General features: G+C 54.1%; 19 protein-coding genes. 14 read left to right on the top strand and 5 right to left on the bottom strand.

Annotated elements, in window-relative coordinates; translation table 11 throughout:
• Positions 1-3 precede the first annotated feature (3 nt).
• The 7 genes from sdhA to sucD all read left to right on the top strand — a co-directional run bounded on the left by sdhA (position 4) and on the right by sucD (position 11,101).
• Positions 4-1,776: a succinate dehydrogenase flavoprotein subunit gene (gene sdhA, locus AC4EYZ_RS04785; RefSeq protein ID WP_022520468.1), complete on the top strand. Its 1,773-nt coding sequence runs from the start codon at positions 4-6 to the stop codon at positions 1,774-1,776.
• Positions 1,777-1,803: 27 nt separating this feature from the next.
• Entirely contained in the window at positions 1,804-2,514 is a 711-nt protein-coding gene (locus AC4EYZ_RS04780) for a succinate dehydrogenase iron-sulfur subunit (protein ID WP_009287296.1), read from the top strand.
• A gap of 388 nt (positions 2,515-2,902) precedes the next feature.
• Positions 2,903-5,737, top strand: a complete 2,835-nt coding sequence (locus AC4EYZ_RS04775; protein ID WP_027959716.1) for a 2-oxoglutarate dehydrogenase E1 component — start codon at positions 2,903-2,905, stop codon at positions 5,735-5,737.
• Between the two features lie 38 nt (positions 5,738-5,775).
• On the top strand, positions 5,776-7,350 hold the full coding sequence (gene odhB / locus AC4EYZ_RS04770; RefSeq protein ID WP_039859309.1) for a 2-oxoglutarate dehydrogenase complex dihydrolipoyllysine-residue succinyltransferase: 1,575 nt from the start codon (positions 5,776-5,778) through the stop codon (positions 7,348-7,350).
• 126 nt (positions 7,351-7,476) lie between these two features.
• Positions 7,477-8,916: a dihydrolipoyl dehydrogenase gene (lpdA, locus tag AC4EYZ_RS04765; RefSeq protein WP_009287298.1), complete on the top strand. Its 1,440-nt coding sequence runs from the start codon at positions 7,477-7,479 to the stop codon at positions 8,914-8,916.
• 146 nt (positions 8,917-9,062) lie between these two features.
• Positions 9,063-10,229, top strand: a complete 1,167-nt coding sequence (gene sucC, locus AC4EYZ_RS04760; RefSeq protein ID WP_009287299.1) for an ADP-forming succinate--CoA ligase subunit beta — start codon at positions 9,063-9,065, stop codon at positions 10,227-10,229.
• Positions 10,229-11,101, top strand: coding sequence for a succinate--CoA ligase subunit alpha (gene sucD / locus AC4EYZ_RS04755; RefSeq protein WP_009287300.1), 873 nt, complete (start codon positions 10,229-10,231; stop codon positions 11,099-11,101). The genes sucC and sucD overlap by 1 nt, the downstream gene beginning before the upstream one ends.
• Before the next feature lie 90 nt (positions 11,102-11,191).
• Here sucD and gpgF read toward each other — a convergent pair whose 3' ends face one another.
• Complete coding sequence (gene gpgF / locus AC4EYZ_RS04750) at positions 11,192-12,217, bottom strand: glucosaminyl phosphatidylglycerol flippase (protein ID WP_022520464.1); 1,026 nt, start codon at positions 12,215-12,217, stop codon at positions 11,192-11,194.
• On the bottom strand, positions 12,195-13,313 hold the full coding sequence (gene gpgS, locus AC4EYZ_RS04745; protein WP_035538532.1) for an N-acetylglucosaminyl phosphatidylglycerol synthase: 1,119 nt from the start codon (positions 13,311-13,313) through the stop codon (positions 12,195-12,197). Before gpgS ends, gpgF begins: the two co-directional genes overlap by 23 nt.
• Positions 13,314-13,428: 115 nt before the next feature.
• On the opposite strand from gpgS, the gene AC4EYZ_RS04740 reads away from it, so the two are divergent.
• The 6 genes from AC4EYZ_RS04740 (at position 13,429) to rfbC (ending at position 20,340) form a co-directional block, all read left to right on the top strand.
• Positions 13,429-13,785 carry a PHB depolymerase family esterase gene (locus tag AC4EYZ_RS04740; RefSeq protein ID WP_278369039.1) on the top strand — a complete coding sequence of 119 codons (357 nt, stop codon included), beginning with the start codon at positions 13,429-13,431 and terminating at the stop codon, positions 13,783-13,785.
• 317 nt (positions 13,786-14,102) lie between these two features.
• Positions 14,103-15,728 (top strand): methyl-accepting chemotaxis protein, encoded by a 1,626-nt coding sequence (locus AC4EYZ_RS04735; RefSeq protein ID WP_230804470.1) that lies wholly within the window; start codon positions 14,103-14,105, stop codon positions 15,726-15,728.
• Between the two features lie 813 nt (positions 15,729-16,541).
• Positions 16,542-17,642, top strand: coding sequence for an NAD-dependent epimerase/dehydratase family protein (locus AC4EYZ_RS04730; protein ID WP_039859311.1), 1,101 nt, complete (start codon positions 16,542-16,544; stop codon positions 17,640-17,642).
• 15 nt (positions 17,643-17,657) lie between these two features.
• Complete coding sequence (rfbF, locus tag AC4EYZ_RS04725) at positions 17,658-18,434, top strand: glucose-1-phosphate cytidylyltransferase (protein ID WP_009287302.1); 777 nt, start codon at positions 17,658-17,660, stop codon at positions 18,432-18,434.
• Positions 18,435-18,441: 7 nt separating this feature from the next.
• Positions 18,442-19,788, top strand: a complete 1,347-nt coding sequence (locus AC4EYZ_RS04720; protein WP_490204155.1) for an NAD(P)H-dependent oxidoreductase — start codon at positions 18,442-18,444, stop codon at positions 19,786-19,788.
• Between the two features lie 3 nt (positions 19,789-19,791).
• Positions 19,792-20,340, top strand: a complete 549-nt coding sequence (rfbC, locus tag AC4EYZ_RS04715) for a dTDP-4-dehydrorhamnose 3,5-epimerase (RefSeq protein ID WP_490204154.1) — start codon at positions 19,792-19,794, stop codon at positions 20,338-20,340.
• 102 nt (positions 20,341-20,442) lie between these two features.
• Here rfbC and AC4EYZ_RS04710 read toward each other — a convergent pair whose 3' ends face one another.
• Positions 20,443-22,383 carry an exoribonuclease II gene (locus AC4EYZ_RS04710; protein ID WP_490204153.1) on the bottom strand — a complete coding sequence of 647 codons (1,941 nt, stop codon included), beginning with the start codon at positions 22,381-22,383 and terminating at the stop codon, positions 20,443-20,445.
• Between the two features lie 173 nt (positions 22,384-22,556).
• On the opposite strand from AC4EYZ_RS04710, the gene AC4EYZ_RS04705 reads away from it, so the two are divergent.
• Positions 22,557-23,354 carry an HAD family hydrolase gene (locus tag AC4EYZ_RS04705; protein ID WP_490204152.1) on the top strand — a complete coding sequence of 266 codons (798 nt, stop codon included), beginning with the start codon at positions 22,557-22,559 and terminating at the stop codon, positions 23,352-23,354.
• Positions 23,355-23,575: 221 nt separating this feature from the next.
• Here AC4EYZ_RS04705 and AC4EYZ_RS04700 read toward each other — a convergent pair whose 3' ends face one another.
• Together AC4EYZ_RS04700 and AC4EYZ_RS04695 are read right to left on the bottom strand one after the other, a co-directional pair.
• Positions 23,576-23,716, bottom strand: a complete 141-nt coding sequence (locus AC4EYZ_RS04700) for a hypothetical protein (protein WP_155705729.1) — start codon at positions 23,714-23,716, stop codon at positions 23,576-23,578.
• A 64-nt stretch (positions 23,717-23,780) separates the two neighbouring features.
• Positions 23,781-24,566, bottom strand: coding sequence for a hypothetical protein (locus AC4EYZ_RS04695; protein WP_490204151.1), 786 nt, complete (start codon positions 24,564-24,566; stop codon positions 23,781-23,783).
• Between the last annotated feature and the right edge of the window lie 110 nt (positions 24,567-24,676).

Genomic DNA, 24,676 nt, shown 5'->3' with positions numbered 1-24,676 from the left:
TACATGTCTAATCTGCGTAGCCTGACGTTTGACGCCATTATTATTGGTGGCGGTGGCTCTGGCCTGCGAGCCGCTCTGGAGCTGGCGAAGTCCGGCAAAAAGACGGCCGTGTTATCGAAAGTTTTCCCGACCCGCTCTCACACCGTTTCTGCCCAGGGTGGTATTACCTGCGCGATTGCGTCCGATGACCCGAATGATGACTGGCGCTGGCATATGTACGACACCGTTAAAGGCGGCGACTATATCGCTGACCAGGACGCGGCGGAGTATATGTGTTCTGAAGGCCCGAAAGCGGTATTCGAGCTCGAGCATATGGGCCTGCCGTTCTCGCGTTTAGATAACGGTCGCATTTATCAGCGCCCGTTTGGCGGTCAGTCGAAGAACTTCGGTGAAGGTGGCCAGGCGGCTCGTACCTGTGCCGCTGCTGACCGTACCGGCCACGCGCTGTTGCACACCCTTTACCAGAATAATTTGAAGAACAATACCGTGTTCCTCAATGAGTGGTATGCAGTGGATTTGGTCAAAAATGCCAGCGGTGATGTGGTCGGCTGTATCGCCATGTGTATCGAGACGGGCGAAGTGGTTCACATTAAGTCCAAGGCCACAGTATTAGCTACTGGTGGAGCAGGCCGTATTTATGCTTCCACAACCAATGCGTTGATTAACACCGGTGACGGTATTGGCATGGCGCTGCGTGCGGGCTTCCCGATGCAAGACATGGAAATGTGGCAGTTCCACCCGACCGGTATTTACGGTGCGGGCACGCTGGTCACAGAAGGCTGCCGCGGTGAGGGTGGCTACCTGATCAACAAAGACGGCGAGCGCTTTATGGAGCGTTATGCGCCGAATGCCAAAGATTTGGCGGGCCGTGACGTTGTCGCCCGTTCGATGGTCATGGAAATTCTGGAAGGTCGTGGCTGTGGCGAGAAGGGCGATCACGTCTTCTTGAAGCTTGATCACCTGGGTGAAGAAGTACTTGGTAAGCGCCTACCTGGTATCGTTGAGCTCTCCAAGACGTTTGCTCACATCGATCCGGCAAAAGACCCGATCCCGGTCGTACCGACCTGCCATTACATGATGGGCGGTATTCCGACCAATATTCATGGTCAGGCGATTACCATGGACGAAAGCGGTAACGATCATATCGTTAACGGCCTGTTTGCCTGTGGTGAAGCAGCGTGTGTTTCTGTTCACGGTGCTAACCGCTTGGGCGGTAACTCGCTACTTGATCTAGTGGTCTTCGGTCGTGCTGCAGGCATGTTTATTGAAGGCGCGCTGAACGAAGGCATTGAGTACCTGGACGCTTCCGAGTCTGACATTGAGTCGGCCATGAAGCGGATCACGCGCTGGAATGAGTCTGAGGGTGGTGAAAGTATTCCTGAGCTGAAAGCTGAGCTTCAGGAAATCATGCAGACCTCCTTCGGCGTATTCCGCGAAGAGAAAAACATGCTGGAAGGCGTCGACAAGCTAGCGCTGCTGCGCGAGCGCATCGCTAATGCCTACTTGCCTGACAAGTCCAATGCCTTCAACACTGCCCGTGTAGAAGCACTGGAACTTGATAACTTGATGGAAGTGGCTGAAGCGACGGCGATCGCTGCCCTAGAGCGTAAAGAGAGCCGCGGCGCCCACTCGCGTTACGACTATCCAGACCGTGATGACGTCAACTGGCTGAAGCACTCGCTCTTCTTCCCAGCGACGAAAGAGCTGAAAAAACGCGACGTTAACTTCAAGCCGAAAACCGTTGATACGTTCGAGCCTAAGGTTCGTACCTACTAAACGCCGCATAGACGAGAGGGAGTCACTATGTCCAATCTTCAGGTATCCGTATACCGCTACAATCCGGAAACCGACTCCGCACCTTACATGCAGGAGTTTCAGGTCGATACTAAAGGCCGCGATGTGATGGTGCTGGATGTTCTTCATATGATGAAGGAACAAGACAGCGGTTTGGCGTTTCGTCGCAGCTGCCGTGAAGGCGTCTGCGGTTCAGACGGCATGAACATGAACGGCAAAAACGGCTTGGCATGTATCACGCCGCTGTCAGACGTTGTCAAAAACAACAAGCTGACCCTGCGCCCGCTGCCGGGCCTGCCGGTTATTCGCGATATGGTCGTGGATATGGGGCTGTTCTATAAGCAGTACGAGCGTATTCAGCCGTACCTGCAGAACGATACGCCTGCACCGGCCATTGAGCGTCTGCAGTCGCCAGAAGAGCGCGACAAGCTAGATGGCTTGTATGAGTGTATTCTATGTGCATGCTGTTCAACGTCTTGCCCGTCGTTCTGGTGGAACCCCGAGAAGTTTGTCGGCCCGGCCGGTTTGCTGCAGTCTTACCGCTTCCTGGCCGATTCACGTGACACGGCTACCAGCGAACGGTTGAGCAACCTGGAAGATCCGTTCTCGGTGTTCCGTTGCCGTGGCATCATGAACTGTGTAGCGGTGTGCCCAAAAGGGCTCAACCCTACCCGGGCAATTGGTAAAATTCGCGAAATGTTACTCGCTGATGCTACCTAAGCCTATGACATCTTAGTAAAAAAGCGCCTGCCACTTAAGTTGGGTGATAATGCCACTTAAATCATGGCGCTTCGCTTGTTATCATAGGGTTTGTCAGGCGGTGCGGCGTCACGTCGCACCGCTGATCAGACAAGTTTGAAAGCCGGTGCCTGGGGTACCGGCTTTCGAGCATGAACTGAAGACGAAACATCGTATGACCGCTAGAAGCACAGTATGACCGCTAGATGCGACATAAAGTGTTAGATGAAGAATAGCTAGACGAACAGGGTTTCCGGCCGTTGGCCGGCGCCGCCGGCAAATGTCCCGCCCCGCCGGCAGGGCAATAGCGATGTCGCCGCATGTTTGCGACGATACCGATACCACCCCATCAGTGCAGGGTGACCGAGAGATGCAACAAGGCATAATGGAGTTGATGTGGCGTTCCTCTCACGTTAGTGGCGGCAATGTTCACTACGTGGAAGCGCTTTACGAGCAGTACCTCGCCGATCCTGAGTCTGTCCCTGACGAATGGCGCAGCTATTTTGATGAGTTGCCGCGTCCCGAGGGCAGTGCCTCCCACGATGTTCCACTTAGCCCCGTGCGTGATCAGTTCTACCAGTTGGGGCGCGAAAGTCGCCCGGGCCGGGTAGTCGCCGCTGCCGATAGCGGTGAAAACAAAAAGCAGGTAAAAGTCCTGCAACTGATCAACGCTTACCGCTTCCGTGGCCATCAAAAGGCCAATATCGACCCGCTAGGGCTGCGTAATCCCACCCCCGTCCCCGATCTCGATCTGTCCTTTCATCAGCTTTCAAAAGCTGATCTGGATACCGAGTTCCAAACCGGTTCTTTCTTTTTAGGTATCGACAAAGCGCCACTGCGTGACATCGTAGATGCGTTGGAGCGTACTTACTGCCGCTCCATCGGCTGCGAGATCATGCATATCGTCGATACGGAAGAGAAACGCTGGCTACAACGGCGTTTTGAGTCGGTACGCAGTGCGCCTGATTTCAGTGCCGACGTGCGCAAGCACGTGCTGGAGCGTTTGACGGCCGCCGAAGGTTTGGAGAATTACCTGGCATCCAAGTATCCAGGTACCAAGCGTTTCGGTCTTGAAGGCGGCGAATCGTTTGTGCCGATGATGGACGAGCTTATCCAGCGTGCTGGCGGTTATGGCACCAAGGAAGTGGTCATCGGTATGGCGCACCGTGGTCGACTCAATCTGCTAGTCAATATTCTGGGTAAAAACCCAGCTGACTTGATTGATGAGTTCGACGGCAAGAAAGTCATCGAGCGTGGCTCAGGTGATGTGAAGTACCACCAGGGTTTCAGTTCGAACGTCATGTCCCCGGGCGGCGAAGTCCATTTGGCGATGTCGTTTAACCCGTCGCACCTGGAAATTGTCGCGCCTGTCGTAGAGGGTTCGGTGCGTGCCCGCCAAGATCGCCGTAACGACGAAGAGGGCAGTAAAGTACTGCCGATCAACGTCCACGGTGATGCGGCGTTTGCCGGTCAAGGCGTGGTGATGGAGACATTCCAGATGTCTCAGACCCGTGCTTATAAAACCGGTGGCACCGTCCATATTGTGATTAACAACCAAGTGGGCTTCACCACCTCGCATCCGCTGGATGCACGCTCTACCGAATACTGCACTGATATTGCCAAGATGGTTCAAGCGCCTATTTTTCATGTCAATGGCGATGACCCGGACGCAGTGCTGCACGCCACCCAAGTCGCTCTCGACTATCGCCAGCAGTTCAAAAAAGATGTGGTGATCGATCTCGTTTGCTACCGTCGCCGTGGCCACAACGAAGCTGACGAGCCGTCAGGCACGCAGCCGATGATGTATTCCAAGATCAAAGATCACCCTTCTGCGCGCTCGCTGTACGCCAAGCGCTTGGTTGATCAGGGCGTGCTCTCTGAAGAGTCCGCTAAAGCGATGATCGAAACCTATCGTGATGATCTCGTGGCAGGCAACCACGTTGCCAATGCACTGGTGCAAGAGCCCAACGCTTCTCTGTTCGTTGATTGGGCGCCTTACCTGGGTCACGAATGGTCTGGTGATGCCGACACGACGTTTGATATGAAGCGTCTGCAGCAGTTAGCGGCTCGCATGTGTGAAGTGCCGGACGGCGTCGAAGTGCAGCGTCAGGTGGCCAAGATTTATGAAGACCGGCGTAAAATGCAGGCTGGTGGTTTGGCACTTAACTGGGGCTTTGCGGAAACGCTAGCCTACGCCACGCTGCTAGAGCAGGGGCATCCGATCCGGATTACCGGGCAAGACGTTGGGCGCGGTACTTTCTCCCACCGTCATGCGGTGGTGCATAATCAGAAAGATGGCACTACCTATGTTCCGCTGCAGAATATGGCCGATGGTCAGCCGCGTTTCACCATTCATGACTCCTTCCTTTCGGAAGAAGCAGTGTTGGCATTTGAGTACGGCTACTCAACCACTGCGCCGAATGACTTGGTGATCTGGGAAGCTCAGTTTGGTGACTTCTTTAATGGCGCCCAGGTGGTCGTGGATCAGTTCATCTCGTCGGGTGAAACGAAGTGGGGCCGGGTGTGTGGTTTAACCATGCTGTTGCCACACGGCTACGAAGGCCAGGGCCCGGAGCACTCTTCGGCGCGTTTGGAGCGCTTCCTGCAAATGTGTGCTGAGCACAATATGCAGGTCTGCGTACCCACCACGCCCGCACAGATTTATCATCTACTGCGTCGTCAGGTGATTCGCCCGCTGCGCAAACCGCTGGTGGTGATGACACCTAAATCGCTGCTGCGTCATAAAGAAGCGATTTCGAGCCTTGAAGATCTCGCTCACGGTAAGTTCCATATGGTACTCGCCGACCAGGCAGATCTGGCGCCGAAGAAGGTCACACGCGTTGTGCTATGTGCTGGCAAGGTCTACTACGACTTAGCCGCTTGGCGCGCTGAGAATGAGCGTCATGACACGGCAGTTGTGCGTATTGAGCAGCTATACCCCTTCCCGAAAGAAGAGCTTCTGGAAGCGCTGCAAGACTATACCAACGTAGAAGATATTGTGTGGTGCCAGGAAGAGCCGCTTAATCAGGGCGCTTGGTACTCCAGCCAGCACAATATGCGTGCAGTGGCCGACATGCTGAAAGATGGCCTTGGTCGCGAGTTGAAATTTGCAGGACGTCCTGCCTCTGCTGCTCCAGCAGCTGGCTATATGTCCGTCCACACTGAACAGCAGCGCCAGCTGGTGGAAGACGCTTTTAATTTATAAGCGACCACCGGATTTAGAGAACATATAAGGGAAACGACATGGCTACTGAGATCAAAGCGCCAACCTTTCCGGAATCCGTTGCCGAAGGCACAGTGGCGGCGTGGCATAAAAAGCCGGGTGACAGCGTTGAGCGTGACGAGCTGATTGTTGAGATCGAAACCGACAAAGTGGTGCTGGAAGTCGTCGCACCGGAAGCGGGAACCCTGACCGACGTAATGGCCGAAGAGGGCGATACGGTTGCGTCAGAACAGGTGCTGGGCAAAATCGGCGAAGGCAGCGCGTCTGGCAGCAAAAAAGAAGAGAAATCTTCGGGCGATGACAGCGCTGAAAAATCCGAAGAGAAGTCTGAAGGTAAGAAAGAAGAGAAAAAAGCCAGCGGTGGCGGCAAGCAACACGACGTAAAAGCCCCCAGCTTCCCTGAGTCGATCCAGGAAGGCACCGTGGCGACCTGGCACAAAAAGGTCGGTGAAGCGGTCAAGCGCGATGACGTGCTGGCCGACATCGAAACCGATAAGGTTGTGCTGGAAGTGGTCGCTCCGGCCGATGGCGCCCTGGCTGAAATTAAAGCCGAAGAGGGTAGCCAGGTTGAATCTGAAGCGATTCTTGCGACCTTCACCGAAGGGGCCGGTGGCGACAGTGGAAGCGAAAGCGGTGGCGATTCAGCGTCCGCTAAAGCAGACAGCAGCGATGGCGATGGCGCCGACGAGAAAGTCGGTGACAAAATCCTCGCTCCGGCCGCACGTAAAATGGTTGCCGAGCATGACCTGGACGTTGCCAAGATTGAAGGCACCGGCAAAGGTGGCCGCATCTTGAAAGAAGACGTTCAGAAAGCGGTCAAAGACGGTTCTGCCAAGAAAGCAGCAAAATCGTCTGCACCAGCGAAAGCTGCCGCGGCACCAACTGCCGAAGGTGAGCGCATCGAGAAGCGCGTACCGATGAGCCGTCTGCGTCAGACCATCGCCAAGCGCCTGGTTCAGGCGCAGCAAACCGCGGCGATGCTGACTACCTACAACGAAGTGGACATGACCGAGATCATGGCCCTCCGTGCGCAGTACAAAGAGACGTTCTTAAAAGCTCACGACATTAAGCTGGGCTTTATGGGCTTCTTTGTAAAAGCGGCTTCAGAAGCGCTCAAGCGGTTCCCGGACGTTAACGCCTCTATCGACGGCACCGACATCGTTTATCACGGTTATCAGGATATCGGCGTTGCGGTATCCACTGACCGTGGTTTGGTTGTACCGGTACTGCGTGACACCGACAGCATGAAAATCGCTGACGTCGAGCGCAAGATTGTCGACTTCGGCAAGCGTGGTCGTGACGGTAAGCTGGGCATGGACGACATGATCGGCGGCACCTTTACCATCACCAACGGCGGTACCTTTGGCTCGTTGATGTCCACCCCGATCATCAACCCGCCGCAAACTGCCATTCTGGGCATGCACAAAATCCAGGATCGTCCGATGGCCATCAACGGCAAGGTCGAGATTCGCCCGATGATGTATCTGGCGCTCTCTTATGACCACCGTATGATCGACGGCAAAGACGCCGTTCAATTCTTGGTCACCTTGAAAGAATTGCTGGAAGACCCGGCACGTCTACTGCTGGATATCTAAAAAAGCATAAGCGTCATATTGATTTAGTACGCTTCTGCTTAACCAGGATATATCTGCAATCGTACACAGCCTTCCGCCCGGTTCGAGTTAAAGCGGGCGGAAGGCCAGCAAGCTAGAGGAGCCAACATGGCTGATAAGTTTGATGTGATCGTTATTGGTGCCGGCCCTGGCGGTTACGTCGCCGCCATTCGTGCCGCACAGATGGGCCTAAAAACGGCCTGTGTCGAAAAATGGGTTAACAAGGAAGGTAAAACAGTTCACGGCGGCACTTGCCTAAACGTGGGCTGTATTCCCTCGAAGGCCTTGCTGGAAACCTCGCACAAGTTTGTTGAGGCCCGTGACCATTACGCCGAGATTGGTATTGAAATCAGCGATGTGTCAACGAACATTGCCAAGATGCTTGAGTTCAAGGATCAGGTCATCGCCAAGAACGTCGGTGGTATTAGCGCGCTGTTCAAAGCCAATGGTGTTACCGCCCTTGAAGGCACCGGCAAAGTAGTCGCGTCTAAGCAGGTCGAAGTTACTGGCCATGATGGTGAAAAAACCACCTATGACGCTGACAACATTGTTATCGCAGCGGGCTCTGTGCCGGTTGAGATTCCGCCGACCCCGATGACCGAAGGCTTGATCGTTGACTCTAGTGGTGCACTTGAATTTACCGAAGCACCTAAGCGTCTGGGTGTGATTGGGGCTGGCGTCATCGGTCTCGAACTGGGCAGTGTGTGGAGTCGCCTGGGCAGTGAAGTCACTATGCTTGAAGCCATGGACACCTTCCTGCCGATGGTGGATACCGCCATCGCCAAGGAGACCCAGAAGCTACTCAAGAAGCAGGGCCTGGATATCAAACTCGGCGCTCGTGTGACCGGTTCGGAAGTCAAAGGCGAAGAAGTCGTTGTGAAGTACAGCGATGCCAACGGCGAACAAGAGATGACCTTTGACAAGCTCATCGTTTGTGTTGGCCGTCGCCCCTACACCAAAGGCGTAATTGACGAAGGCGTTAGCGTTGAGTTGGATGAGCGTGGCTTTATCTTTGTCGATGACCAGTGCCGTACCAACGTCCCGGGCATTTATGCTATCGGCGACTGTGTACGCGGCCCGATGCTGGCGCATAAAGCCTCTGAAGAAGGCGTTATGGTGGCCGATATTATCGCTGGCCATAAGGCTGAGATGAATTATGACGCTATTCCTAGCGTGATCTATACCGCACCAGAAGTGGCTTGGGTCGGTATTAACGAGCAGGAAGCCAAGGCTGCTGGAATTGAGATTAAAACGGGTTCTTTCCCGTTTGCAGCTAACGGTAGGGCGCTCGCCAACAACGCTTCAGATGGCATGGCTAAGATCATCGCTGATGCGGAAACTGACCGCATTCTCGGTATGCACATTGTGGGTCAACACGCTGGCGAATTGATTGCCCAGGGTGTGATTGCCATGGAGTTCGGCTCCAGCGCTGAGGATTTGGCATTGACGTGTTATGCGCACCCAACGACTGCTGAAGCAATTCATGAAGCAGCGCTTGCGGTAGATGGTCACGCGATTCATATGGCCAATCGCAAGAAGCGTAAGTAATTTAGTTAAACAACGAAGCGCCACCTTTTAAGGGTGGCGCAAACTTTCGGCTTTGTCTTAATCCACAAAGATCGAAAGAACGGGGATGGCCAGTTTTTTAGAAACTGATCATCGTTCGAGTCACATGCAACCAATGGCATGAATCGATGAATCTTCACGAGTATCAAGGTAAACAGCTGTTTGCCGACTATGGTCTACCAGTGTCTAAAGGCTTTGCAGTCGACACGCCCGAAGAAGCGGAAGAGGCTTGCAAAAAAATCGGTGGTGACATGTGGGTGGTTAAAGCCCAGGTTCACGCCGGTGGCCGTGGTAAAGCGGGTGGCGTTAAGCTGATTAAAGACCCGGCTGAAGCCAAAACATTTGCAGAGCAGTGGCTGGGTAAAAACCTGGTAACCTTCCAGACTGACGAAAAAGGTCAGCCTGTTGCCAAGATTTTGGTTGAGACCTGCACTGACATCGCCGATGAGCTGTATCTCGGTGCCGTGGTTGACCGTACTACCCGTCGTGTGGTCTTCATGGCCTCCACCGAAGGTGGTGTCGAGATCGAGACGGTTGCAGAAGAGACGCCGGAAAAGATTCTCAAAGCCGAAATCGATCCGCTGGTCGGCGCGCAGCCGTACCAAGCGCGTGAGCTAGCCTTTGAGCTGGGCCTGAAGGGCGACCAGATCAAGCAGTTCACCAAGATTTTCCTGGGTCTGTCTCAGTTGTTCCACGACAAAGACCTGGCGCTGTTGGAAATTAACCCGCTGGTCGTCACTGAAGAAGGCAATCTGCACTGCCTCGACGCCAAACTGGGTCTGGATAGCAACGCTCTATACCGTCACCCTGACCTGCAGGCCATGCGTGACCCTTCGCAAGAAGATCAGCGTGAAGCCGATGCGGCGAAGTGGGAACTTAACTATGTCGCGCTTGATGGCAACATCGGCTGCATGGTTAACGGCGCAGGTTTGGCCATGGGCACCATGGACATCGTCAACCTGAGCGGCGGCAAGCCCGCTAACTTCTTGGACGTTGGTGGCGGCGCCACCAAGGAGCGCGTGGCAGAAGCGTTCAAAATCATCCTCTCTGACGACAATGTTAAAGCCGTACTGGTTAACATTTTCGGCGGTATCGTTCGTTGTGACATGATTGCTGAAGGCATTATCGGTGCCGTTGAGCAAGTGGGTGTCAACGTACCGGTTGTCGTACGTCTGGAAGGTAACAACGCCGAGCTGGGTGCTGAAAAACTAGCATCTAGCGGTTTGAACATCATCGCGGCTACCAGTCTGACCGACGCGGCTCAGCAGGTCGTTAAAGCGGCGGAGGGCAAGTAATGAGCATCCTGATCGATAAGAACACCAAGGTCATCTGCCAGGGCTTTACCGGTGGCCAAGGCACGTTCCACTCCGAGCAGGCGATTGCCTACGGTACGCAAATGGTCGGTGGTGTTACGCCGGGTAAAGGCGGCCAGGAGCACCTCGGTCTGCCCGTTTTCAACACCGTGAAAGAAGCGGTAGCGAAAACCGGCGCGGAAGCCAGCGTTATCTACGTACCGGCGCCGTTCTGTAAAGACTCGATTCTTGAAGCGGCGAATGCCGGTATCAAGCTGATTGTGTGCATCACTGAAGGCATCGCCACGCTAGACATGCTCGAAGCCAAAGTGAAGTGCGATGAACTGGGTGTACGTCTGATCGGCCCCAACTGCCCAGGTGTTATCACCCCAGGCGAATGCAAAATCGGCATCATGCCGGGTCACATTCACCAGCCGGGCCGTGTCGGTATCGTATCGCGCTCTGGTACCTTGACCTATGAAGCCGTTAAGCAGACCACTGATCACGGTTTTGGTCAGTCTACCTGTGTGGGCATCGGCGGCGACCCGATTCCGGGCTCTAACTTCATCGACATTCTTGAGATGTTCGAGAAAGACCCGAAAACCGAAGCTATCGTCATGATCGGCGAAATCGGTGGCACGGCTGAAGAAGAAGCGGCGGCTTACATCAAAGCTAACGTTTCCAAGCCCGTGGTTTCCTACATTGCCGGTGTTACTGCACCTCCTGGCAAGCGTATGGGCCACGCGGGCGCGATCATCTCTGGCGGTAAAGGCACCGCTGACGAGAAGTTTGCTGCTCTAGAAGACGCTGGTGTTAAAACCGTGCGCTCTTTGGCTGAAATCGGTGATGCGCTGAAAGAAGTGACTGGCTGGTAAGCCATTGACGTTTAGCTGCACGTTATAAGGGCGCTCCTCGGGGCGCCCTTATTCATTTCTGCACATTTAATGTTGTTCTGGCTAATGTTGCTATGGCGTCGGTGAGCGACGCAGCATGCGATAGCTATACAGTACAAAGAGCGGCGCGCCTGCCGCCAAATATAAATGGTAGCTGACCAACCGCCACACCAGTACCGCTGCTGCGGCCTGCTCGCGCTCCATCAACGGTAACAACAGGCTTCCTACGCCCACCTCCGCAGCACCCGCGCCGCCGGGCAGAAAACTAAATTGGCTGGCTGCCATCGCCAGCATCTGGGTCAAGAATGTCCACATCCAGTCCGCATGGCCACCTACTCCCAGTACTGCCAAATAGAGCAAGCTGTAGCGCATGAGCCAGTGCGCCGTCGTCAGCGCTAGCATGGTGATCAATATACTGCGCGGGAGCTTAAGGGTGACCTTTAACGCATGCCGACAGCGCAAGAGGCGCCGTACGAGCCAGCGTCGCTGATATCGGCTTGGCCATGGCGTGTTCACGCCGGGTGAACGCAATAGGCTGGGTAGATAACGCATTACGACAATCACCAGCGCTGCCATGAACGCTAATCCTACCAGTGCCCACTGCACGAGCGACTGATGTGGCCATTGGGTGTCGCTTAGCATTGAAAAGAGCACCAGGCCGCTCAGCATGGCCAGGAAGAACAGTAAATCGCAGCCTTGATCAATCAGGAACACCGCCGCGCCCTTGGCAGGCGGGAAACCGCGCCGCGCAAGCAACAACAACAGGGTTGCTGGGCCACCGCTGCCGCCTGGGGTGGCGCACAGGGCAAACTTGGACGCCAGCTCGATACCCAGCGCGCCGCGCTGGCCGAGCCTGCCCGCACGGCCACCCAGCATCAAACGTAGCCTTGCTGCATTCAGGTTCCAGCACAGAAAGGCCATCACCAGCATCAATAACAGCAGCCCAAGTGGGAAGTGTTTGACGCGCTGCAGTGCTTCAGCGCCACCCAACCAAGCAGTGAGCACTAGCGGTGCAATCAGCGCTAAGGCAATCATCACACCATGGATGGGTCGCCACTTCAGTAGCTGACGGCGACTAGTGGTGTTGGTGGAGTGCATACGGTTGGCTGCCGTGGCAAAGCTGCTGATAGTGCTCCAGCAGGGAATGCATGACACCATCCCAGTTGAAATGGCGCTCTACATGGCGGCGCGCATAGCGCCCACTGGCGGCGACATCATTACTGAACAGTGCCACACACGCCTCCGCCATGGCAACGGGGTCGAGCGGTTTGCATAAAATACCCGCCCCCAGCGGCACGTTTTCTGCCAGCGCCCCTGCGTTCGCTGCTATTACTGGAATGCCGCTTGCCATCGCTTCCTGAGCAATTAAGCCGAAGGTTTCTCGGGTGCCCGCATGTAACAGCGCATCGCTACTGGCTAGCGCCTTCGCGACCTCGTGGGCGCCACAACAGCGATCAACGATGGTGACATTACTGGGTACGTGATGTGGCATGCCGGGCCCCATCAGCAGCAAATGGTAATCGCTGCCTAGCTGACGCATCGTCGTAAGCAGCACATCAATATTTTTCTCGCGGGAATTGCGGCCCACAAAGATCAGCAGCTTTTTGTCGCTGGGTATACCCATGGTTTGGCGAAACGCAGAGTCACACTGCTGGGGATTGAATTGCGCCAAATCGACGCCCAATGGCTGAACGCGAACGTTATTGACGCCCCAGTCATTCAGTCGATTCGCCATGGCGTTACAGGGTGCCAGCACGCTATCAAACTGGCTATAAAGCGTCGTGACATAGTGGGTTAAGCGTTTCTCAACGTAGCGCCCAAAGCGATCACCCATCAGGCGCGGAAGATCAGAGTGATAAAAGCCCACCACAGGCACGCCGAGGCGTTGCCCCGCATCGAGCGCCGCCCAGGCCGTTACATAGGGGTCGCCAGCCTCTATCAGATCGGGCTTCAGATCAATCAGTGCATCACGCCACGGAGAACCGCGTAGCGGAAAGCGGTAACCTTGCCCCAAAGGAAGGTGTAACGCCGGTAGCGTGTGGTGGTCGCCAAGACTATCCCGCTCCGCCCCCGGCACCAGCAGGCTGGTGCGCAGCTGTGGAATACGCGAGAAAACACGGTGTTTGGCCTGCAAATAGGTACGCACACCGCCGCTGGCGGGGGCATGAAACATCGTCACATCGGCAATGTGCAAGCTAACCTCCAACCCCAAAGAGTGTCATCGTTTCACCATAAAGGAGAAATAAGTCAGTTCAGAGACAACGGAGCCCGTTTGTGTCTATGTGGCAGGGCTCTCGGCAGGCGCCACCATGGCGACCACTCTGGCGATGATCTACCCCGATATCTTTGCGGCGGTAGGCGTGCACTCTGGGCTGCTCCACGGCGTGGTCAAGAGTTCCCCCGATGCCTTGGGGGTCATGCAGGGAGGCACAGGGCCCCTCGCTGGCGGTAACAAAGCAAAAGGAGCCGGGTGGGCGTCGGATGTGCCAGCGATTATGTTTCATGGCGACCGCGACACCACCGTGCTCCCCCGCAACGCGGATCGCGTGGCCGCCCAGTACAGCACATCGCGTCAAGCAGGAGCGACGGTAGTGCAAGGCAACGTTCCAAGGGCCGCGGCTACACCTGTACCACCCACCGTGATGCTTCGGGTAAGCCATGCTTAGAGCAGTGGCGTATCCATGGGGGCATGGCTTGGTCAGGAGGTAGCAAAAAGGGCAGCTATACCGACCCTCAAGGCCCTGACGCTGCCCGGGAAATGCTGCGGTTCTTCTGTCAGCATCGGCAGATAGTGTCATAGAACTGGCCGATATCTGCTCAGGTTATGTCTAGTCTGTCAGTAAGTTAGCGCAGGTGAGACGCGCTGGTATAGTAGATACTCTTTGATTATGTATAAAAGTTGACAATAGTTTGCAAAGGTTGAGTTACAGTTTTCATTCTTGTTGCCTAAAATCCTAGCTCTTTCACTTGTTAGGATTTGGCAATGCTTTCACGGTTCAAGATCGGTACACGGCTCGCACTGGCTTTTGGCTTGGTCTCGCTATTTCTTTTGGGCACTTTAATAGCGGGAATTATGGGCATCACCTTCACCAAGGATACTGCCCAAAAAACCTTGGACACGGACGTAGCACTCGCAAGCAATGCCGCAGAAATTCAGCGGCTGGCATTGCAAGCGCGGCGTTTTGAAAAAGATATCTTCATCAATATCGACAGTAGTGATCGGGTAGCGGCTTACCAGCAAAGTTGGACGGCGACCATCGAAGCAATACAGGCCGCCTTCCAGGCGGGTAGCCAAATTGCCGATAAGGATAGCCTCGATGCTTTGTACCAACAGGCAGGAAGAGCCCTCCAGGGGTATGAAGAGGGTTTTTTGTCAGTCTATCGCCAAATTGAACTAGGCAGTATTACCGAAACCTCTCAAGCCAATCTGGCTTTCGGTGAGCATAAAGAGAGTATCTACCAGCTTGAGGAGTTGGCTGATGAAATTAGCCTAGTGGCTGCTGAAGGGGTCAAGACGGCTAACGAGGCGATAAATGCCGAGTATCGTTTGGCTATTTGGCAGCTTTGTATTTTCGCGGGGGTGGCGTTGTTGATGGCGCTGGCGCTGGCAATTGCTATTACGCGTAGCATTGTATTGCCTTTGCGGAGAGCGGTTGAGGTTGCTAGGCGCGTTGCGGAAGGAGATTTGCGACACGATATCGTAACCACAGGACGTGATGAAACGGCTCAGTTATTAACCTCCATGGCCGAAATGAGTAAAGAGCTCACTACCTTGGTCGCATCACTACGTGACTCTAGCGAGAATGTCTTGAACGGAGCCAATGAAATTGCCCAAGGTGGGCAGGAGCTCGCCGCTCGTACTGAGCAGCAAGCAGCTGCCTTGCAGGAGACGGCTTCAAGTATGGAGGAGATGACGGCAACGGTTCGCCAGAATAGTGATTCAACCAAAGAGGCTGATACGCTGGCCCATAATGCTTCGCAACAGATGCAAAGCAGTGGTGAAGAAGTTTCCCGAAGTGTGGAGTTAATGCGCGAAGTGACAGCCGCATCGCTAAGCATGGATAAGATCGTTGAGGCCATCGATACGATTGCATTTCAAACCAATATCCTGGCTTTAAACGCCTCCGTTGAAGCGGCGCGTGCTGGTGATAAAGGCCGTGGATTTGCAGTGGTCGCTACAGAAGTTCGTGCGCTAGCAAGCCGCAGTGCCGCTTCAGCAGGTGAGATTCGTAGTATGCTCGACGATACGCGTAGCAAAATAAAGCTATGTTCTGACCAAGCGGAGCGAGGCGCTGCGACCATAGGTGAGACGGAAGCGGTGATCCAGCGCCTCGCTATGCTGATGGTCGAGGTCTCCTCTGCCACTCGGGAGCAAAGCAGTGGTATTGAGCAGATCAATACTGCTATTACTGAAATGGATTCTACCACTCAGCAAAACAGCACCTTGGTTCAGCAGTCGACTAATGCAGCATTTTCCCTGGAAGATCAGGCTGGGCGACTTCGCGAGCTGGTAGCTGCCTTTCAAATAGATGAAGCTGTTGTGAAAAAAGCAACAGAGTACAAGCCTGCAATGGCCTTATCCTCGGCTGCAAGACAAGCAGAGTTCTAATAATCTGATAACAACAGTGGCGCCTCAAAGGCGCTGCTGCTTTTTAATGGGCTAATAAAGTTTTTCACTAGGTTGTGCCATCAGGAAGTGGCCCTCTTCGCGCAGCGAACTGACAAGCGTATAACACTCTAATTCTTCGGTCTGGGTACGCTCTTTTTTGTCATCAATCACTCCTCTGCCGTAGTCAATGGGAACAAACACCACTGGCATCAACGCCGAGGCTTTATCATAGGCTGGGTGAGCTGCTAGTAAGACTGATTGATGGCAGATTTTATAAAAAGTATATAGAGAAATAAAAAGCAATGTTTGAAAAAAGCACTCTTTTTTTTGCTTTATTACATGAAAAAAATAGTACTGCAGACTAGATTTTTAACCCGCCTCTATTCTTGACAGTAAAAGCGGTGTCACTTATCTTTAAAATGTAATCTTTGGTAATTTTTATGTTTCTTATTGTAATGTGTGTGGGTGTGTGGCTTTTCATGAGGGCTACCGGAAGAAATTTAATTATAAAGATCATAGTACATTGATTTTTAATACATTAAAAAACTAGTGCAGGAGTGTAGTGTTGTTAGTTTACATGTGATTTTTACTTATATAAGCAGTAGTCATATTGTCCGGCTTAAGTGTTTCTGATTGGGAAGTGGCAATTTTTTTATTGCTTTAAAGTATCCTTGTGTTACCTGCTATACACTTTTTAGTCCAGAAATATGCAATGCAACAAGTAGGCATGAATAAAAACATCGGAATTAAATAAGCTTGAAAATAAGAGCGTAGGGAAACTCGTTTAATTGACGATAATGGCGAGGTGGTATTTTGAAAATCTTGGTCATAGGGAACATGGGCTATGTTGGCTCCGTTGTGGTGCGGGAGCTAGCCTTACGTCACCCATCCGCCACTCTTCATGGGTATGACACTGCCTACTTCGCACACTGTTTGACGAATGCCGAACTTCTTCCTGAGCGCTATCTCGACCAGCAGTTTATGGGGGATGTGCGAGATATTCCGGCTGATTTTTTTGAAGGTTATACGGCTGTAGTTCAACTGGCGGCGATTTCCAATGACCCCATGGGAGACCGTTTCGCCGCAGTGACAGCTGAGGTCAATCAGCAGGCGACGGTTGAGATTGCCAAGGCAGCGGCTCAGGCGGGGGTAGAAAACTTCGTTTTTGCCTCAAGTTGCAGCATTTATGGCATCGCTTTAGGGGCTCCGCGCAGTGAGTTGGATCCCGTGGCTCCCGTTACCGCCTATGCCTGCTCGAAAATAGCAGCTGAAGAAGCGTTAGCCGGCATTGGGGGCGACATGGTGATTACCAGTTTACGCTTTGCGACTGCTTGCGGAATGTCAGAGCGTTTACGGCTGGATCTGGTGCTCAATGATTTCGTTGCCTGTGCCCTAAGTCAGCAGCATATTACCGTGCTTAGCGATGGGTCTCCCTGGCGGCCCTTGATCGACGTCTCCGATATGGCCAGAGCTGTCGATTGGGCAGTACAGCGCAAGCCTGAAAACGGCGGGCGCATACTCAATATCAATACCGGATCGAACGAACGCAATCATCAAGTGCGAGACTTAGCCACTGCAGTGGCCAAAGCCGTTCCCGGCACCACGCTGAGTATCAATACCCAAGCCCCGGCGGACAGTCGCTCCTACCAAGTGGATTTCAGCCTGTTTGCCAAGTTGGCACCTGAGCACCAACCACAAATGACGCTAATAGATTCGATCATGGGATTGATCAATGGGCTCAAAAGCATGGAGTTTTCCGATACCCAGTTCCGAGCCTCGCGCTATATGCGTCTGCATGCGCTGCAGGCACATATCACTGCGCGCCGTCTATCTGAAAACCTGCGCTGGCAAATGTGTGATGCAGTCACCCCGAGTGCTTTGTCTGCTGCTACCCACATTAACCTTGAGGCCTGAAACGGAGGCTAGACTATGAAAGTCGCAATTTTCGCGGGAGGGTTCGGAACGCGCTTAAGTGAAGAAACAGCCATTCGCCCCAAGCCCATGGTGGAAGTGGGTGGTCGGCCGATCCTTTGGCATATCATGAAGATGTACGCCCATCATGGCTTAAAGGAGTTTATCGTCCTGGGTGGCTATAAGGTGGAGTACATCCGTGACTATTTCCTCAATTATCGCGGCAATCGAACCGATTACACCATCGATCTGAAGACAGGTAACGTCGACTGGCTTCAGAGCGTTAATGATGATTGGAAAATCACTGTGCTGGATACAGGCGCCGATGCCATGACCGGAGGGCGTCTCAAGAAGGCAATGTCTCTCCTGGCAGATGAGCCTTTCTGTTTGACCTATGGCGATGGGTTGAGTGATCTGAATATCAATGCCTTGATCGACTCACATCTGGCCTCGAAAAATTGGTGCACCCTGACGGCAGTAACGCAGCCGGGCCGCTACGGTGCCCTGCGTTTGAAAGAGGGCAACAGCCAGGTAGAGGGCTTTCGTGAAAAGGGCGAAATAGATGGAGGGCTGATCAATGGCGGCTTCTTCGTCTGTAATCCGGAAGTGTTCGAGACGATCGACGATAGCCAGACCGTATGGGAAAACGAGCCCATGAACCGGATGATCGAGCTGGGGAAGTTGGGCTACTTCCATCATAACGGGTACTGGCAAAGCATGGATACGCTGAGAGACAGAATGGTACTCGAGACCGCCTGGGCAGAAGGCGCCCCCTGGAAGCTCTGGAAGGAATGAACCATCAATGATTATTGTTGATACGGCGCTTGCCCAACGAGAGGCGCAGGGTAATCCCATTCGAGTGGGGATGGTCGGGGCGGGGTTTCAAGCGGGCGGTATCGGTCTGCAGATTATGACCGCGACGCCCGGGATGCGCCTTTGTGCGATTGCCAATCGTCATTTGGATGCAGCGATCAAAGTCTTCCAGCAAACCGGGATTGAGCCAGTCGCCTGCGAGACTCAGCAGGAACTTGAAGCGGCGATTGCGGCTGGGCGACCGGCAGTCACCGAGGATGCCGTGGCACTGGCACGCGCAGAGGGATTGGATGCAATTATTGAAGTCACTGGCTCGTTGGAGTTCGCGGCGAATGCCGTCCTGGCGGCGCTGGAAAGTGGCAAAGACGTCATTCAAATGAACGCGGAACTCGACGGTACGATCGGCCCCATCTTGAAAGTGAAAGCCGATGCGGCAGGGGCTGTCTACAGCTTTGCCGATGGCGACCAGCCTGGCGTACAGATGAATCTCTATCGGTTCGTCGCCGGGCTAGGCATTAAGCCGGTACTGTGTGGCAACATTAAAGGCTTGCATGACCCATATCGCAACCCGGCTACCCAGGAAGGTTTTGCCAAACGCTGGGGGCAAAAGCCGGCAATGGTGGCCTCTTTTGCTGATGGCACCAAGATATCGTTCGAACAGGCGATCGTCGCCAACGGCACCGGTATGCAAGTGGCGCAGCGCGGCATGCTTGGCCCTGATTTCTCCGATGGTGTGGCCGGTGGGCCCTTAATACCCATCGAACAGACGGTATCGGCATTTGAGCCCTACCTGAACCCGAAGGGGCCGGGGCTGGTGGATTACGTTGTTGGGGCGCGGCCGGGGCCGGGCGTGTTTGTGCTAGGGACGACCGACAGTCCCCGTCAGCGCCACTATCTCGAACTCTACAAGTTGGGCGAGGGGCCATATTACTGCTTCACAACGCCCTACCACCTTTGCCATTTCGAAGTGCCCACGTCCGTTGCCCGTGCCGTGCTTTTCCGTGATCCAGTGTTATCCCCCTTAGAGGGCCCGAGGGTGGGCGTTATCGCCGTAGCCAAGAAAGCTTTGCAGGAGGGCGAAACAATAGAAGAACTCGGTGGCTTCGAAGTCTATGGAGTGGCGGAAAATATCGAGGTAATACGCAGGGATCGGCTATTACCTATCGGGCTAGCGCTGGGCTGCCAGGTGGTGGGGCATGTGGAAAAGGATGCGGCGCTGACCTTTGATGATGTGCGTATACCACCAGGGCGGTTGATCGACCGTCTTTATGCCGAACAGGAAGCCATGTTTGCCCTGGAATTGACGTCTGGTGTCGCTGCTACTTTCACGGAGTAAGACATGCATTTTCATCAAACGAACCTCAAGGATGCCCGCCTGATAGAACTTGAACCACATGGTGATGAGCGCGGTTTTTTTGCCCGTACCATGTGCCATGCGGAGTTTGAGCGCCATGGCCTGCTGAGTGATTTTGTGCAGCAGAATACCTCCTTTTCTGCTCATCGAGGCACCTTAAGGGGATTGCATTATCAGCGCCAGCCCCATGCCGAAGCCAAACTGGTGCGCTGCATTCGAGGCGCGATTGTCGATGTCATCGTGGATATCCGTAAAGACTCGGAAACCTACTTGCACCATCAGTTATTTGAATTAACCGACGCAAACCGGCGCCAGCTGTATGTACCGCCAGGCTTTGCGCACTCCTTTCAGACGCTGACCGACGATGTTGAAGTCAGCTATCTGGTCTCGGCTGCCTATCATCCCGAGGCTGAAAGTGGTTTGCGCTATAACGATGAACGTCTCGCGATTGAGTGGCCGATTCCACCCACGGTGGTGTCTGAAAAAGACGCTAGCTGGCCCTTAATCAGTGAGCGAAACGAAGTGCTTTTTTGACCACTTGCCAATAGCTAGTAGCGAATCCAGATATCAAACACACTAAAAAAGGGGCAGCGTGATTGCTGCCCCTTTAGGTAATATCTAGCTAGTGATGACCCATCAATCAGTGGGCTTTGCCACCAGCGAGCGGGTCTCTTCACGCGCTTCGGTGAGCACTACGCGTAACGGATCACCAAGCTTGTAACGCTCTTCGCCCTCGATCTGGATACGGCCCTCTTTATCGTCAATGACCACTTTGCTACGGTCACTGTGCATCAAGGGCGCGGGTACAAACGCCGTTGCGCCGTTTTCCACCAGACGAACGCGCATGCCGCCACGGTTGATGGCCATGATTTCGGCCTCAAACGTATCCTGGTTCTGCGCAGCGGGCGTTAGGTAACGCACGTAGAGCCAGTCTTTCACGTCGCGCTCGGCCATACGGTTCAAGCGGCGGCGTTCCGTCAACTGCTCGGTAAGCTGCTGGGTCGCTTCGGCGGGGGCCTGTTCGCCTTTCAACACGCGTTTGATCAGGCGGTGGTTGACCATATCGCCATACTTACGAATTGGCGACGTCCAGGTAGCGTAGGCGGCTAGGCCCAGGCCAAAGTGAGGGCCGGGCTGGGCCGACATGCTGGTAAAACCCTGGAAGCGCCGCAGGCGCGCATCCAGCCAGGCGTCATCGCGGCTTTCCAGCGCACGCTTAAGCTCGGTGTAGCGGGCAAGCTCGGTGAGCGCTTCGCGCTCAACCACGATCTCCTGACCTGCCAGGAACTCCTGGGCGGCTTCGGCTTTTTCCGGCTCGAAAGCACGGTGCACGTTAAAGATACCGTGGCCGATATGCTGGGCCAGGAAGTCCGCGCAGCAGGCGTTGGCCACAATCATCGACTCTTCGATCATGCGGTTGGCAATGCGGCGCTCTTCGGTGCGCACCGCCAATACGTTACCCGCGGGATCGAGATCAAACACGTAGTCGGGACGGTCTTTAAACACCAGCGCGTGTTCATTGCGCCAAGCGGTACGCGCTTCGGTCAAATCACGCAGCGCAGTAAGCTGCTCGGCGATCTCATCCGCGGGTGCCCAGTCGCCTTGACCTTCGATCCAGTCGGAGACGTTGTCGTAAACGAGCTTGGCGTGAGATTTAACGTTCGCCGCAAAAAAGCGGTAATCGCCCATGCTGCCGTCGGCATTAATATCCAGCGTACAGGCCAGCGCGGGGCGCTCCTTATCTTCCCACAACGAACAGAGATCATCCGCTAGCTGCTCTGGCAGCATAGTGACGTTTTGGCCGGGCAGGTAAACGGTAAAGGCGCGAGTGCGAGCTTCTAAATCAGCCGCATGGCCCTCTTCCACATAAGCGGTGGGGTCGGCAATCGCTACGCTCAACCGCCAGCCGCCTTCCGCACGAGTAGCCACGTGCAGCGCATCATCCATATCGCGGGTCTTCTCACCATCAATGGTGAAGAAGGGCGTGGACGTTAAATCTTCGCGAGTCAGGCCTTCATCAATCAGCGGCCAGTCGGTGCCCGCATCTGGGCACTCTTGCTCCAGCGCGTGGCGTGCAAGCGTGACGCGCCACGGCACTGCCGGATCATCGCTTTTGGCGACCAGCTCATCAATCTGGGCAAAGAAAGCGCGGTCGTCGGCTTTTAGCGGATGGCGTACCAAGCGGGCAACGACCCAGTCGCCGTCAGCAATGGTGTCCTCATCAAGGCTGTTCTTAATCCGTGCCTTGATCACATTTTTAATCGACGGGTGGTCGGGTACGACGGACAGGCGACCTTCGCGCTTCTGCACCCGGGCGACAAACCGATCAAGACCCGCTTCAATCAGCTTTTCCGGCTCAATGGACTTTTTGTCACCGTTCTCGTGAATCACGCCTTCCACGCGATCACCGTGAATCACCTGCTTCATGGCGGGCGGCGGCACGAAATAGGATTCACCGTCGTCGGTTTCGAGAAACCCGAAACCTTTGTCAGTAGCTTTGATCACCCCTTCAGCGCGGGGGGTGGTTTGACGAATCTGTTGCTTGAGCTGGGCAAGCATGGCGTTGTTCTGAAGCATGAGCTCAATCAGTTGGCGAGAGTTAGGCTGCCACTATACGGATTCCCGCAGGCTGCGCCAATTGTCGCTATGCGATGTTGGCCCTGATGTTGGCTTTGGTAATGGCGAGTCAAAGGCTTACATGCGCTCAAGGGAATCGGTTAAGCTGAATATTCATACTCACGGAGCGCGCTATGGCACCTCGCCTGATTGTTTCTGACCTGGATGGCACCCTATTAGGAAGCGACCACACCCTGCACGCAAGCACCGTAGAGGTGCTAAGAGCATTGGTGAAGCAAGGTCATCATGTCGCACTCGCCTCTGGCCGCCACTACCACGATATGAAGGTGTTTCGTGATCAGTTGGATATTCCGGCGCACTTGATTAGCACCAATGGTGCTTATATACATGATCCCAACGATGCTTTGTTGGCGGCTAATCACCTTGAGCCTGAATATGCAAAGACGCTAATCGGTCTTCCGCGCCCTCCTCAAGTACGGCTTAATCTTTATCGCGAAAGCGGCTGGCATATTGATTCAGAGGCCCCGCACTTATTATCTCTTCATGCCTCTACAGGGTTTGGCTATGAAGTCGTGTCCCCCGCGCAAATGGACACTAACGGTGTAGGCAAAGTGCTCTATCTAGGCGACCCAAAGGCGCTAAAGCAGTTAGAAGCACAGGCGCAAGAGGCCCACGGCGACGGGCTGCATATTACCTATTCCACCATTGATTCTCTGGAAATCATGGCCGGTGGGGTCAACAAAGGCGTGGCGCTGTCATCACTGCTGGAACGGTTGGGCTTAACGCCTGCAGATTGCCTAGCGTTTGGCGATAATCTTAACGATACCGAAATGCTCGATTTAGCAGGGGAGGCCCAGGTAATGGCCAATGCCCACCCTGCGCTATTTGATCGTGTCACCGGCGCTGAACGTATCGGTCACCATGGCGAAGCCGCCGTTGCCCAATGGCTGAAAAAGCGCTTTGGGCTGTAGGGTTACGTATTAATTAGTGGCTCTTAATTTCGTCACTTGCAGCGACTTGGGGCTGAGGTCAATCTGAAGCAGCTCAACAGCTTGGCCTAAAATTTGGCGAGCTGCCTGTTTGGGCAGAACAGCGGCTGGAGCAAGCAACGCCTGCGCAGTTGGATGAGTGGTCTGGAGCGATCTTGACCGCCAACTCCCTTGATGAGCTGTTCAAAAACTGACGTTACGCTTTATTTATTCGCTGGTGGTTTCAGCCAATCAAACATTTTCATTATAAAGCTACGTTCAGTGGGTTTTTCATCGTTTTTGCCAATAAAAGCCTCAAGCAGACTTTGATTAAGCTGTTGAGGAAGAGCGTTGGCATCGGCCATGAGCGCTTCGCGTGAAATATCTTCCTCAGCGCTAGAATTGCTTCGCATTTACTATTATCTCTTTTCAACTAACCGTTGAGTTAGCAAAGCGTTTACCAAGATTGGCAAAGTCTTCGCTCGACATCAGTATGTCAAAAATATCTTCAGGTGCCCCTTTGCCTTCGGCGCGGTGGGTCATAAAGTTGAAATCCATCTCGATCAGGTGCTCAAGGCGTGGGGCATAGAAGTCGGGATATTGTGCCTGCATGATGGGAGGCAGGTCGTTGTAATTGCCAAGCACTTCTTTGAAGAAGTCGGTCATCTTGCCTGTTTGGCTGTACTCCAGCTTGCCACGGGCTACGACGGCCTGTTTCCATACTTGCCGCTGATCATAATCTTCTTGCCAGGCTGCGCGCTGTTCATTGGCCGTAAACGTGCCACTATCGTCATAAATAATCAGTACTAATTGATCTTGAGACAAGCCGCTAAAAGGATTGCTACCTCTGCCATTAACAAAGGAGGTGGCCTGTTTTGCTCGCTCCAAGAGTTCTGGGTCATCGGTGTTGGGCACTTCGGCGTCGTATCGTGCTCGGTTATTATGGTAGCCTTGGCCGGTAATCTGGCTGAGCAGTGCATCGGCTTTTTGCCCTAACGCTTTACGATCCAGGCTGGCATCACGCTTTTCGGCCCGTAGGGCGCTGTCACTTAACTGCTGAGCCAACGTGGAAAGTTGGCTTGTTGGCTTCGATGAACCAGAAGTAGGCGTTGCGTTTTCGCCTTGTTCAGTTCCCTTGGTTGATACACCCTGAGTGCGGCTACCCGATGTAGATTGAGAGGTCACCGGAGTAGATGGCCCGATACCGATTGTCATTGCAATACCTCCTTGTGGCTTTGCTTAACCGCCATCAATATGTGGCCGATGATAGTGGCGAAAGCGCTGGTTATTGCTCTATATCTACATTATTAATCGGCTAAGCAAAC

This window comes from Vreelandella sp. 162(4c), from assembly GCF_058152265.1.
The sequence above is the reverse complement of the archived record's forward strand: the minus strand, read 5'-3'. Positions and strand labels throughout refer to the sequence as shown.